Consider the following 14,163-nt stretch of genomic DNA (forward strand, 5'->3'; position numbering starts at 1 on the left):
TGATGGATGTTCTGATGGATGCTCTGATGAATGCTCTGATGAATGCTCTAGTCGCACTACATTCGCAATATCCTGCGTTTCCACAAAATTAGTTACAGGCTCAAAACTAAGCGCCCCCTTGCATAAAGCTAAAGGACGTTTGCTGAACATTGAGAAAATATAGTGACTTTTAGGCGCTAAGTTGACCCAAACGACTAATCGTTTTTAACCACTGTATTATCTGATACTTCTTTTTTAAACCCTTTTAACGCCGCACCTAAGTCGCTACCAACTGATTTCAAACGTTTTGTACCAAACAATAAGACAACAATAATGGCAACTATCACGAGTTGCCACACACTTATACCTGAAAAACCCATAAAAACTTCCTCTAATTAAATTACGACTTATCGCTGACAAAAGCGATGTTAAACGCTCAAACAGGTATGCCGAGCAGATAACGCATTACCACCTGACTTATGCCAGTGACAATTTGCTTGTAAATTTTCTCTATCAATCACCTCGGAAAAAACCTAGGTGCTCAGTGAAGATTATTTACCATTTAGTGGTGATGCCGGCGGTAACGGAACTGAATTTTTTGCGCGCCAATCCACTAATTTTGTTAATAACTTCTGTTTTATTTTTAAATGACTTTTGGAAATATCCACTCGCTCTGACGGATCGTTTTCGAGATCAAATAATTCCACTTTGCCACTTAACAAAAATTGAATAAGTTTATACTGGCCTTCTCGAACGGCGGAAACAGGTCCATGTTTATATGCGGTGTTTATATGCCAAAAAATTGGTTTTTGTTGATACGGTTGACCAAACATTAATGGCGTAAAGCTACTCCCGTCGAGTTCACCCGCGTAATCTTGCACACCGGCAAGATCTAAAAAGCTAGGGAAATAGTCTAAAACCGACACCAGATTTTCATGCCGTGTCGCGGAAATTTTGCTCGGCCAGTTGGCAACCATTGGGACTTTAACGCCTCCTTCATAAATCGAGCCTTTAGCGCCCCTTAAGCGTATGTCTGTTGATTGTATAGAATTAAAGCCATTATCCGACGTAAATATAATTAATGTATTTTCACGTAAACCACTCGATTCTAAAAAGTCGACGAGTCGGCCAACATTCTGATCTAAAGACTCCACTAACGTGCCATATGCCGCAAGTTCGCGTTTTGCCTTTGAGTCTCTTCCAGTTAATTGTTCTTTCTCTTTGTTTTGGTATTTTTTTAGTAACTCTTCACTTCTAGGAATACTTGGCCTATGCGGGGCGTAAAAATGCAGATTTATAAAAAATGGGCTGTCAGCGTTTTTCTCCATAAATGCAATAGCTTCGTCTGTTAGACGGTCAGTTAGCCATTGGTCGTCGGGTTTTTCGTTGATAAAGGGATTTTTAAATGGTGCTATGTACCCGCCGCTTTTTGACTTATATCCCTCAGTATAACCACGCGCAGGATCCCCCCACCACGACCCGCCAACATTGAGGTCAAACCCCCTCGCCTGCGGATAATAAATAGAATATTTATTTTTATGGTCGTTCAACCAACTCAAATCGCCATTTTTGGGCTGACTTAAATTATCATCAAATGGGTAGTTAACTTCTACTGACGGATCAGGGCCCACGATATGCCACTTTCCTAAATGCGCTAATTTATAACCGGCTTTTTTAAGGGGTTCAGAATATACAGTATGCTCAAGTTGCACCGTGCCACGGGAGAAAATACTGGTCTGGCTATTTCCTTTTTCTAAAACTGGGACACCATAAACTTGAGTTTTAAAAGACTGTTTTCCGGTTAACAATGCCGCCCTTGCTGGGGAGCAGGTAGGATAGGAATATGCATTGTCAAAAACTTGTCCTGAATTAGCTAATGCGTCGATGTTTGGCGTTTCAACCCATTTAGAACCGTTGTAACCTACGTCACCCCAACCGAGGTCGTCGGCCATAATAAATATAATGTTAGGTTTAGCTTCTGCGTGACTTAAGTTCATCGCAAAATAGCCCGCGATAAAAACAACTATCAGACTAGAAAATATTTTCATTACCACTTTCCCATATACGTAATATCGACTCTGAAACGTTTCAAAATATTCATCAGAGGTTGTGCCATATTAAGGTTCTAACCTACGTTTAAACCTCTGCTTTATCGTTTTAATTAGCACGATAAAAGAAAACTCACAGAGACATTGTCGTACCTCTGTGAGTTTAAACCCAGCTGTTTAAAGACTAAAGCTGCCTTGTTATTCGCTTAAAGCCGGTTTCCAAGGGGCGCCATATTTTGGTGCCTTAGGGTTTTCTCTTAAAAATTTAGCGTCATTTTGCTGATACCATTGATGCAATGTCTTTTTCATTTCCGCAACTTTTGCTGGATATTCAGCCGCTAAATCAGTCGTCTCAGCCTTATCTTTAGTAATGTTAAACAGCTGAAGTTTGCCATCTTCAAACCGTTCTATGAGTTTCCAATCGCCCAATCGAACCACTGCCCCAGGGAAACCGCCTTGATTTGAATAATGTGGATAATGGAAAAACAACGGACGTTCTGCTGAATTTGTTTCGCCATTTATGACAGGTAATAAGCTCTCACCGTCAATTGGGCCAACACGTTTGGCGTCAATACCTATTAAGTCGTAAAGCGTCGCTGAGATGTCCATGCTAATGGCTGGAACCGAGGTTGACTTACCATTTGATTCGGAACCTGGAACACTAATAATGAAAGGTACACGAATACCGCCTTCATATAACCAGCCTTTACCGCCTCTAAGCGGTAAACTTGATGTTGAATGCGCTTCACCTATAGATAAACCACCATTGTCTGATAACAAAATTACTATGGTGTCGTCTCTTAGGTTTTTGGCTTTTAGTGAATCCACAAGTCGGCCGATGTTTTCATCAACCTTTTCGACCATCGCAGCATATGTTGGGTTCGTTTGCACAACACGATTTAATTGTGGTTTATCGGTTGGCCAAATTTGTTCAACTTGAGCAAACTCTGGTGTTTTATCTAGTTGAGAAAAACGTTCACGATACTTATTAACAAGCTTCTTTGGCCCTTGCAATGGCGTATGAACAGAATAGTAAGACATCATTAGGAAAAATGGCGCGTCACTTTTTGCATACCCATCGACCAAATTGATGGCTTCGTTGGTTAAGCGATCCGTAAGGTATTCACCATCTGGACCACTGGTTAAACGTGGATTTTTATAAGGCGCAAAATAACCCCCACTTGGCGACCCCGCCGCATGGCCGGCAATATTAACGTCAAAACCATAAAACTCTGGCCACATTTGCTCTGTTTGCCCTAAATGCCATTTACCAATAAACGCAGTTTGATAACCCTCACCTTTTAAAACGCTGGCGATAGTGGAACCTTGCTCCGGTAATTGTTCTACAAAGGAAGCGGGTTTAAATTTGCCTTCGCGATATTTATGTCGACGGCTTTTGTTACGGAAGAAGTCTGTCGTACCAATTGCCGTTGGATGTTTGCCGGTGATCAATGCAGCTCTTGTGGGGCTACAAACCGGACTTGCGGCATAACCATCGGTAAATAACAGACCTTCACTGGCGAGCTTATCCATACTTGGTGTTGAATATAGTGTATCTGGATTATAAGCCGCGACGTCAGCCCAGCCTAAGTCATCAACCAAAATTAACAAAACATTGGGTTTCTTTTTTGTTTCTATTTCTGTTGTCGGTTGCGAAAGGCAACCGGCTAATCCAGATACAAAAAGGCCACCTAAAACGAATTTAAATACAGTATTAATAACGCTATCCTCCAAGGCTTCAGACTAAACCCATCACACATTGGTTTTAGGTTTGCGTTAATAGAGGCTGAAACTCACATTGTGATTGATAATTAATTGCTAAATCATTTGAGGGTTTGGTAACGAAACGGTCACCAAACCTCGATAAATATCTAAAGAAAAAAACCTTTTATTCTTTAAATGCCGTTTTAACGCTATTTAAGTTAACCCCGAATAATGATTTGGAAATAACATCCAATTGCGCTTCCGGCCCTTGAATATGGTAAGTCGTTTGGATGTGTCTAACCGATTGACCGGGTTTTAGCGCCGCGGCAGGCGATGAGGTTTCCAGCTCATAAAACGGCCCTAATGGCGCAACGCCAGGCTCAGGGGAACCATCATTGTATGAATTAATGACGTCACCTGCATAAGGCTGATCTTGCAGTTCCCACATCGAATTTACATAGCCATTTGGTGCGGCTTGTTGATTATATGTAACAATATTAAGTACTTGCCCCGCTGCGTCATAACTACCTGCGATGCCTTTAGACCGTTTATCGCTAATACCAATTTTTCCGCGTTTTGTACCATCGCCTTTAAAGAACAATTCACTGTCGGTGACTTTAAGGTAATCCGCTGGCACTTTACCAAAGTAAGCGTCATTCACTTTTGCGCCATATTTTGATTCTGGGCCAGATTCAAACGGGATCACAACCGTTGTCTCAGGTGATGGGTTATACATGCCTAAGATCCAAATAGACACAAGACCGGTTTCTGCAGTCCAGGTATTTTGACCACGATTTGTCACGCGATTATCCGTCTTATAGGCAACCACTTTTAAACTGTCATCTAGGTTAATGCCAAGTGATTCGCTTACCTTACCTTTACTCAGCAATTCAACGGTACGTTCAATTCCAACATCAAATTCAGTGCCACTGTAGTTAACCAAAGTCGCTTCGTGAGCAAACTTAACTGACTGTTCATTTTTAGTAACGATACTAAATGCTTCGGTATCGATTACCGCAGGTGTCTTCCAATCTGAAAATTCAAATTTGTCACCGGGTTTAAAGAACAGGCCAAACTGTCCGCCTTCAGGACCAAACCAAAAACGCTCTTCACCACCAAAAATGTAAATATGATCTTCTAGTTTGCCCTTCTGCTCTTCGGCAGTTAAAAATCCATTGGCGATAACCGGACGGTTGATCCAACCAAAACTTGGACCAGAATGTTGATCGAAAGATGAGGTCATGACTCGACCTTGATACTCAGGCGCAACCGCAACGGCGGCGTCGCCATTAGACAACATAACAATGTTTGTGTGTTCTTTCATAAATGCTACATCATCGGCAAACGGGCCTTTTTGCTCTGTGCATCCGGTTGCAATCGCACAACTGATCAAACCGAGACACACAGATTTTGTCAAAACAGATAAATTCATATTTTTTTCCATTGTTAAGGCGAATCGAGCAAGCAAAGTAACTCTTCATCGCGCTAACCTATTGGCCAGCGCTGTTGCAAGTTTCCGATCCAACTTTTCGTCAATATTCATTGCTGAAATATTTCAGCTTTCCAAAGGTGACCTTACTAAATTAACCGGCTCATCTATTAGATGCACGTTAACGTGCCGCTAACTGCAATAGCACAAAGCAAGCAGCAAACACGAGGTTTAGGTCATAGAACCATTTTCAAAATGGCAAATTCATAATGTTATAAACGGTTTGATCTATAACGTTTTAACAATTGCTCCATCTCAGCCACAACTTCTGGGTATTGGTTGTATAGATTTGTCGTTTGATTCACGTCAGCATCGAGATCATACAATTGTGCAGGTGGTGCATCCGCTTTAATCTTGCCATTTACAATGTCACTATTAGGTGTATTTACTAACGTTGTGACAGCCGGTCCACCCCAGGCATGTTGATGTGGCTTTGAGCCTTTAAAGCCACCGTCATTCTGTGCGCCGATGTACATCCATTTACCTTTGCGTAAACCAACATGAGTTGCTTTTCTAGGAGTTACTATCATTTCTGTGCGCAGAGGCGTTGTCGCTTCACCTAAAATTGCTGGTAGCATATTAATACTGTCATTACTGTTATCTGCGCTTAATGGTTGTCCCGTTAATGCAGCAAATGTCGCAAACATATCCACATTGTTGAGCATTTGGTTTGAAACACTTCCGGCTTTTATTTTGCCAGGCCACCAAGCAATAAATGGCACTCGATGCCCACCTTCCCAAATACCAAACTTAGATCCTAAAAGATCACCATTGATTTGATGGCCTTTAGCAGCGGCATTACGTCCGCCTAAATTAAACATCCCACCATTGTCGCTGGTGAAGATCACTAAGGTATTATCTGCAACACCGGCTTCTTCTAAACTCGCCATGACTTGGCCGACTATCCAATCTAACTCTTCGACAAAGTCGCCATACAGACCACTTTCGCTTTTGCCTTGAAAACGTTTAGCTGGGGTAAAAGGGTGATGGACATGGGTTGTGGCTAAATACATAAAAAATGGATTACCATCTCGGGCTTTAATCCAGTCGGTTGCTTTTTCTGTAATTGTGGTGCCAACGCTATAATCGTTGTATAGAGAATGTGCTTCTACGCCACCTTTAAACATATTTGCCGTACGTTGGGCTGCTTCCGCTGGAATGGGTGTAATAGGAGTCGCGTCTTTATGAACTTTATGTTTGGGCGGTCGGCCGAGATAAACTAACGGATCTTCGGGATCCCATCCAATAATCTGATCATTTTCAACATAAACATAAGGCGGTGCGCTGTTGACAACGGGAACGCCAAAATAATAATCAAAACCGAGTTCGAGTGGACCAGGGCGCAGCGGTTGTTGCCAGTCGTTTTTCCCCTCACCAAAACCTAAATGCCATTTACCTAATACTGCGGTATCGTAACCTTTGTTTTTAAATATATCCGCGATGGTCGTGGTATCAGGATCGATAAGCAACGGTGATTCTATCGGTGCGGGTCCCCATATTCCTTTGCCATTATTTGCCCTCAATGGGTACTCACCAGTCATTAACCCGTATCGAGAAGCGGTACAAACAGCAGAAGCGGAATGGGCGTCAGTGAACTTAACACCTTGTTTTGCAAGTTTATCAATATTTGGCGTTTCCAACTTTGTTGCACCGTAAGAACTTAAGTCCCCATATCCTAAATCATCAGCAAAAATAAAAACCACGTTTGGTTGCTTACCGCCTTGATTTTGGGCTTGTTGAGAACTCAATAGTTCAGTCTTATTTACCGCTTCACAAGCCGTTAATGTCAAAGCGACAGTTGCAACTAAACCTGCTAACCTCATGTACGTCATGTTTTCTCCAAATAATTTGTTACACAGCACCTTGTTAAACAGCACTTTCTTACACAACACTTTCTTACACAGCACTTTCTTACACAAGACGTGGTGTATTTTTATTTATTAAAGCACAGTGTTTTTAGATTTCAAAGCCTTAAAAAGTTAGATACAGGGTTTTGTATATAAATAAAAACACAAAAACAAAATACTGACTTAGTCATAAAAATGTCATTACCGCCAACTGACTTTATAACTGTCATTAAATTTCCTGAGCGACGTCTTATACGACCGACTGCAGCGCTTTGAGTTGCTCAGGTTTAGAAAGTGTCGAGAAATCCAAGGACATTAATTTATGCACTCGCCGCTCAATGCTTTCCATAACTTGATAAAAAGCATGTTTAAATTCACTTTCTGTACCATCAAGTTTTGATGGGTCCGTTAATCCCCAATGCACTTTTAAAGTATCGTCAAACCAATGAGGACAAACTTCCGCCGCGGCACTGTCACATACAGTCACGACGATATCGGGTTTAATATCTTCGAAGTCATCCCAAGACTGACTTTTCAATTTGTCAGTTGCTATGCCCTTTTCTGCTAAGTACTTAATCGACAGTGGATGTACTTCACCAACGGGCTGACTTCCTGCACTAAATGCTCGGTACTTACCTTGAGCTAGCTGATTGGTGATCGCTTCGCTCAAAATGCTCCGACACCTATTGTGGGTACAGATATATAAAATATTCATAATGTGTTCTCAGTTTGGTGCTTAGCCTATTTAATCATTGATATAGCGCTAATGATTAAATGGTTAAGCTATATATAAAGAGCACCTCTAAAGCGCCCTTTGTTCTCTGCTCAAATATTGTCAAAATACTTTTTCTTTTTCTTAACCCACCAGCGATCAATTTTTTGTGGATTTTCCATTGGTGGCACCCGCTGATCTCGACCTATTTGATGAACATCCCCAAGTTCCTCTCTTGCGTATTGAATATCTGCATCAAAAGACGCCACTATGTCTGGGTGCAAATTGGCCACATCGACTTTTTCACCTCGATCGGTTTTCAGATCAAACAACATGTTTTGAGCAACTTCTGTGTGTACACGGCCGCCGGATGAGTTTTCATGCCAAAATGGTTGGTCGGCAATTGTGCGCGGAAGATGCAGTTTCCAACGACCTTTACGGATAGCTTGAAGATTGGTGCCGTTGTAGTAATAAAGCACATCATGAGGACTATTTAGGCTCTTACCACGCAGAATATTTAACGTGTTGACGCCATCTAACTTTCTATCACTTGGCAACTCTGCCCCAGCAATTTCAGCTAAAATCGGGAATATATCCATGGATGTCATAGTAATGCTAGAATCCTGGCCTGCCGGAATGACACCTGGCCACTTAAATAAGGCCGGAACAATATGCCCGCCTTCCATTGTGGTGTACTTTCGGCCGTTTAGTTCACCATTACTCCCCGCAAAATTCGCGCCGTTGTCAGACGTAAATATCACTAGCGTATTGTCTTCTAACCCGTGATCTTTTAACGCTTTAAGAACGCGACCTGTGCTGTAATCCATTTCGTGAATAAAATCACCATATCGGCCTTTTTCGGAGGTGCCTTTAAACTGTTTGCTAGGGCGATGAGGCGAATGCACTATATTGTGAGCAAAATAAACAAAAAATGGACCGTCCTTTTCTCGTTCAATGAAAGAAACAACTTCGTTCGTATAAATTTCTGTGACTTTCTCTAAATCGATATCGACTTCTGAAATTGTTCGCCCACGGTACAAATCATCATTTTCTTTTAAGTAAGGGTATTTGACGCTATTTTTTGGGGCCTTATAAAAATTACCTTCTAGTCCGACATATTCGTCAAACCCGGCATCTAAAGGGTGAGAACCTTTCTCTTTTAAGCCTAAATGCCATTTACCAACCATTAAGCTTTTGTAACCTGCTGGCTTTAACATTTCAGGGATAGTGATTTCGTCAGGATGCAACCCAAAATGACTGTCTATGTGTTTATGACTCATCGGATTTTTAGCGACAGGTATGCCATTTCTCATCGGATAGCGGCCTGTTAATAACGAGGCACGAGAAGGACTACAAACATTTGCTGGAATGAAAAAATCGCGACTTACAAACCCTTCTTCACCAATTTTGTCAATATTTGGCGTTCTGATCCCTTCTGCACCAAACGACTCGATGTCGCCATACCCTAAGTCATCTGCAAAGATCACCACTATATTTGGCTTTTGTTGCTGCTCAATTACCGATTTAGCATTTGCCGAACGGTCAGGTTGATTTATTAACTCGCACCCTGCACTTAATAATACAAAGCTTACAATTAATGACCTGCTCAATTTATTCCTCACGCCCTCTCCTCCGCAATAACACTTTTCGGCCCGGCAAATATACTTTTAAATATAAAACCACAAAGCAACAACAATACTAATATAAAATATAAACAAGCCAATACAGATAAAACCGCAAAAATAAGATTAAACCCAATCAAACCTTGCACTAAAGTGGCGAGTACAATATATATAAAAACACACAAAGCATGTCATTTTTTAATTAAAAATACGTATTTCTGCTCGTAAAACTGTTTTTAGTAACGTAGTTAAAACGTTCGTAAATTCTTGGTGTTGATCCAAAAACGAAAATTCAATTGAAGGCTCACTGGAGATAGATGTAATTATGGTACTTAAGTTTACAACCAACAAAAACAAGTTGTGGGCAACCGTCAATGAAGCCGCTTTTTTTATACAAAAATGTTTTTTTGCAACGCTTGTGCTGCTCTCGTTGGTTGCAAGTCCCATAGCTATAGCAACTGTCGCTAAAGACTCAATTAAGGTAGGGAATGTTTGGGTCAACACAAAAGCGAAACCAAGTGAAATTATTAATTACAAAATAATCGGCGCTCGTGAACTGAAATTACATATTTTTCACGGCGTTTCGAGCAATGATAATGAACACAAACCTGCATTAATTATGTTTCATGGTGGTGGCTGGAATTCTGGTAACCCTACGAGTTTATATGACCAGGCGGACTATTTCTCTAAAATAGGGATAACCACAATATCGGTGGAATACCGCACTTGGAAAAAAGACCAAACACCGCCTAATGTGTCGTTAATGGACGCAAAATCGGCCTATCGTTGGGTGTTAACAAACGCCAAAACGCTAAATATAGACCCTGCCAAAATAGCTGCCGGTGGCGTTTCAGCCGGTGGCCATTTAGCGGCTTCATTGGCAACGATAAAAGGCTTTAATGCGATAGGAGAAAGGCCATTGCCCATTCAACCAGTCGCACTTGTTCTATTTAATCCAGTTGTCGATACGAGCTCACAAGGACACGGATATAACAGAGTTAAAGAGTTTTGGCGGGCTATCTCGCCAATTCATAATGTCGCTCAAGGACATCCTCCAACGCTAACCCTTTTAGGCTCAAACGATCGCGTACTCAGCGTTGCAACCGCGAACAAATATAGAGACAACATAGTGTCTGTGGGTTCTTACGCCGTAAACCACATTTATCCAGATAAAGCGCACGGGTTTTTCACCCGCACTCGTTCAGAATTACTTTTTGTCGACACCTTACTTAAAGCTCATGACTTTTTGTTTAAAACAGGAATCGCAGCTGCACCGTCACCGGCAGTTAGACCGACGCGACCAAATATCAATAATTAACTTTACAAACTTTAGACCTAACAGGGTAACTACATTTAGAGAACTAATTTTATGCAAAAAACATCAGAACCACAGTCAAACAAATCGTGTCAATGCGACGCACCAAATCTATCACGTCGCAACTTCCTTTTTGTCGCAGGCGCAACCCCTTTTGCAATGGCGGGGTGTACGTCTTCGGTGTTTAGCAACCTTTCCTACGGAAAAGACTACCATGAAGCGATAAAGGCCCATGACTCCCTAAGAGCCTACTGGCGTTTCGACGACAACGTTATTGATGAACTTAGTGGCTTACCGGCAAAAACGAAACAAGTTAACTCATTTGAAAACGGCGCGGTTACTGGTTCTGGGATCCAGCTCTCACCTGGAAATAGCCTCGAAGTTGATAATACGAAACATTTATACGGTAGATTTGCGACGATCGAATTGTTTTTCAAAGTGAATTCACAACCTCGCGGGGACGATAACCCAGTTATTATTGCCCAGGCAAATGGCGAGAACGTGCGTTACATAATTGGAGTCGAAAACGATTTATCTGCCCTGCTGTACCGTAATGTAAATGGCAAGGTTGTCACCCGAATTGATTTACCCACGGGCAAAGGAATAGAGGTTGGACGTTGGTACCACCTTGCCGTGACAAGTTTTGACGTCGACCTTCGAGCTTACGTTGACGGTTTTGAATGTAGCTTATTTGGTGGTGCCTATGAATTTACCCGCAGAGGGCCAAAGACATCGGTCATGACGTTTGGTTCAACAACGGCGAGTGGCTGGAGTTCAGCCGATATCAGCCTAGATGAAGTGGCAACTTACGAGGAAGGTCTGACACCAAGCGACTTCCAAAGACATTTACTTGCCGCCGGATGGGATACTAAACTTGCCGAAACCGGGGCTTTGGTTGCCGCAGTCAAAGCGAAACGTGACCAAGTTCGTCAACAAAAAACCGAAAAAATTAGGCACGACTCCGTCCTTACTGCACCTGGCACCACCCAAGTTTATGAGAATGAATACTTAGAGGCCATTAACTTTACGGTAGGCGGCATTGGTTCTGGTGCGATTCAGTTTGACGGCAAGGCTAGACCAAAAATTTGGCAAATTGCGTGTAACTTCCCTGAAATCGAGGTGGAAGATACTTTTTTAGCGATAAGAGCTCAATCTCCTGGCGCAGTGCCAATAACAAAGGCGTTACAAACAGAAGCGGCTGGTGCATTTAAACCCATGCAGGCATTAAAATTTGAAGGCGAATACCCGTTTGCCAAATACAATTTTGAAGACAAAGAATTACCTGTCGATGTATCACTAAACGTATTTAATCCATTTACACCAATGGATTTAAAAAACTCGTCAATCCCATGTGCTATCTACCAAGTAACAGTGACAAATAACAACGCCCACTCAGTAACGGTTGATATACTTTCATCGCAAAAAAATGCATTAGGTTACGCCAATGATAAAAACGGAAAATATGGCACTAACCAAAACAAATTGGTAACTAAAAATGGTGCAACCATGTTGCATATGACACGTGCCAATAATAATAAAGCCGACATGGTATTGATGACACTTTCCGATGGCGCGACTGGCACGGCGCAATGGAAGTCTAATGAAGCTTTAAAACGAGAGTTTACAGAAAAAGGGGCAATTACGGGCCCAATCACTTCCGGTACGTCATCAGAAGGTAATTCCGTTAATGGTGCGATAATTGCGCCGTTAAAACTTGCACCTGGTGAAACTCAAACGGTTAGTTTTGTGCTCACGTGGAGCTTTAGCGAAACCTTACATGGCACGATTTTTACAGCCCCTAAAGGAAAACCTTGGAGCAGAACAGGCCAGATGTACAACAACTGGTGGTCAGATGCTTTGGACGTGGCGGCTTATGTACAAACCAACTTTGCCGATCTAACGCGTCGCACCCGTCAATTTCACGATAGTCTTTATGCCTCAACTCTGCCGGTATGGCTTATCGACCGATGTTCTTCACAACTTGCGGTGTTACGCAGCCAAACATGTTGGTGGTCAAAAGATGGGTATTTTGGTGCGTGGGAAGGCTGTAACCCAAATAGTGGTTGTTGCCAGGCAAACTGTACCCATGTTTGGCATTATGCCCAATCACATGCGAGATTGTTACCAGAGCTTGGTCGCATTATGCGTGAACAAGACTACGATATGCAGTTTGAAGATGGATTGCTGCCCTATCGCCACAATAATACCAAGCCAGCGGCAGATGGTCATTTTGGGACAATTCTAAATACCTATCGCGAGCACCTATGTAGCAAGGACAACAAATGGTTGGAGGAACAATGGCCACGCGTTAAAAAAGCCATTGAATGGGGGATCAAAGAGTGGGATCCTGAGCGAATTGGCTACACGAAAAATGAACAACACAATACATTAGATGGTCAATTAGATGGATGTTCGTCGTGGATTGGTAGCCTATACCTTACGTCGCTTGAAGCCAGTGCCCGTATGGCAGAAATTGTCGGTGAAACTGCACTTGCTGTTGAATATCGTCGTATTCGAACAATGGGTAAACAACTTCAAAATGACCGACTATGGAACGGCGAATATTATATTCAAGAGTCAGAAAACAAACCCATTCAAAACTATCTAGACGGCTGCCACATTGATCAAATTTTAGGTGAGTGGTGGGCCGATCAAATTAACATCGACCGCAACTACCCTAAAAGTCGTTCGAAAAAAGCAATGCAGTCGTTGTTAAAATACAACTTTAGAGCCGACTTTTATGGCCAGTCATTAAAACCTCGTCAATATTGCGAAATCGACGACGGTGGAATGAAAATGATCACTTGGCCAAATGGCCCTCAACCGATCCCAGGCATGAAATACGGTGATGAAGTTATGACCGGATTTGAGTACGGTGCGGCGGTCTCCATGATCCAAAATGACATGCTTATTGATGGCCTAATGTTACTCAAAGTCGTTGCCGACCGATATGACGGGCGTTTAAGGACCGAAGGGGTATCTGACGTTAAAAATGGCCCATGGGGTTATTCTGGTAATCCATATGGTGACGATGAGTGCGGAAAATACTATGGACGATCATTGAGTGTTTGGTCCGCACTAACGGCTTTACAGGGTTTCAAATACGACGGTCCTGCCGCTGTCATTGGATTTAATCCTGTATTTACACCAGAAGCTCATGTCAGTTTCTTTACCGCTGCACTTGGATATGGCTTGTTTAAGCAAACAATCTCAAGCAATACCATCAATTGCGCCATTTCATTGCAAGAGGGAGAAATGAACGTTAAAGAAATTAACCTTGGGAGTAAAAACGCAATTAAGCGTGTTGAAGTTCAGCTAAATTCAAAACAAATAGCAGCGTCGTATGTTTATAAAAACGACGAACTGATTATTAACTTAGCTAAAGAAATAACACTTCAAGAAAAAGATGAAATAACAATTAACGCATCGATGGCGTAACCCAACTCG

The 14,163-nt window shown here is 42.1% G+C and carries 9 protein-coding genes; 2 read left to right on the top strand and 7 right to left on the bottom strand.

Annotated elements, in window-relative coordinates:
• Positions 1-194: 194 nt before the first annotated feature.
• The 7 genes from tatA to KO525_RS10230 all read right to left on the bottom strand — a co-directional run bounded on the left by tatA (position 195) and on the right by KO525_RS10230 (position 9,401).
• Positions 195-359 (bottom strand): twin-arginine translocase TatA/TatE family subunit, encoded by a 165-nt coding sequence (tatA, locus tag KO525_RS10200; RefSeq protein ID WP_215963702.1) that lies wholly within the window; start codon positions 357-359, stop codon positions 195-197.
• Between the two features lie 171 nt (positions 360-530).
• Positions 531-2,027: a sulfatase gene (locus KO525_RS10205; protein ID WP_215963703.1), complete on the bottom strand. Its 1,497-nt coding sequence runs from the start codon at positions 2,025-2,027 to the stop codon at positions 531-533.
• Between the two features lie 198 nt (positions 2,028-2,225).
• A complete protein-coding gene (locus tag KO525_RS10210; protein WP_252736838.1) occupies positions 2,226-3,761 on the bottom strand; it encodes a sulfatase in 1,536 nt (511 codons plus the stop codon).
• Between the two features lie 154 nt (positions 3,762-3,915).
• Positions 3,916-5,163 (bottom strand): DUF6786 family protein, encoded by a 1,248-nt coding sequence (locus tag KO525_RS10215; protein WP_215963704.1) that lies wholly within the window; start codon positions 5,161-5,163, stop codon positions 3,916-3,918.
• 269 nt (positions 5,164-5,432) lie between these two features.
• The gene (locus KO525_RS10220; RefSeq protein ID WP_252736839.1) at positions 5,433-7,052 is read right to left on the bottom strand and encodes an arylsulfatase; all 1,620 of its coding nucleotides are present in this window, start codon (positions 7,050-7,052) and stop codon (positions 5,433-5,435) included.
• Between the two features lie 265 nt (positions 7,053-7,317).
• Positions 7,318-7,782 (bottom strand): arsenate reductase ArsC, encoded by a 465-nt coding sequence (locus tag KO525_RS10225; protein WP_215963705.1) that lies wholly within the window; start codon positions 7,780-7,782, stop codon positions 7,318-7,320.
• A 110-nt stretch (positions 7,783-7,892) separates the two neighbouring features.
• Positions 7,893-9,401 (bottom strand): sulfatase, encoded by a 1,509-nt coding sequence (locus KO525_RS10230; RefSeq protein ID WP_215963706.1) that lies wholly within the window; start codon positions 9,399-9,401, stop codon positions 7,893-7,895.
• Positions 9,402-9,726: 325 nt separating this feature from the next.
• On the opposite strand from KO525_RS10230, the gene KO525_RS10235 reads away from it, so the two are divergent.
• The gene (locus KO525_RS10235) at positions 9,727-10,719 is read left to right on the top strand and encodes an alpha/beta hydrolase (RefSeq protein WP_215963707.1); all 993 of its coding nucleotides are present in this window, start codon (positions 9,727-9,729) and stop codon (positions 10,717-10,719) included.
• Between the two features lie 51 nt (positions 10,720-10,770).
• Positions 10,771-14,154 (top strand): GH116 family glycosyl-hydrolase, encoded by a 3,384-nt coding sequence (locus KO525_RS10240; RefSeq protein WP_215963708.1) that lies wholly within the window; start codon positions 10,771-10,773, stop codon positions 14,152-14,154.
• Positions 14,155-14,163 lie beyond the last annotated feature (9 nt).

It is taken from the genome of Psychrosphaera sp. B3R10 (assembly GCF_018861025.1).
GTDB lineage: Bacteria > Pseudomonadota > Gammaproteobacteria > Enterobacterales > Alteromonadaceae > Psychrosphaera > Psychrosphaera algicola.

Coding starts and splice junctions, on each gene's coding strand:
- tatA (WP_215963702.1), bottom strand. CDS start 359: ATGGGTTTTTCAGGTATAAGTGTGTGGCAACTCGTGATAGTTGCCATT.
- KO525_RS10205 (WP_215963703.1), bottom strand. CDS start 2,027: ATGAAAATATTTTCTAGTCTGATAGTTGTTTTTATCGCGGGCTATTTT.
- KO525_RS10215 (WP_215963704.1), bottom strand. CDS start 5,163: ATGAATTTATCTGTTTTGACAAAATCTGTGTGTCTCGGTTTGATCAGT.
- KO525_RS10220 (WP_252736839.1), bottom strand. CDS start 7,052: ATGACGTACATGAGGTTAGCAGGTTTAGTTGCAACTGTCGCTTTGACA.
- KO525_RS10225 (WP_215963705.1), bottom strand. CDS start 7,782: ATGAATATTTTATATATCTGTACCCACAATAGGTGTCGGAGCATTTTG.
- KO525_RS10235 (WP_215963707.1), top strand. CDS start 9,727: ATGGTACTTAAGTTTACAACCAACAAAAACAAGTTGTGGGCAACCGTC.
- KO525_RS10240 (WP_215963708.1), top strand. CDS start 10,771: ATGCAAAAAACATCAGAACCACAGTCAAACAAATCGTGTCAATGCGAC.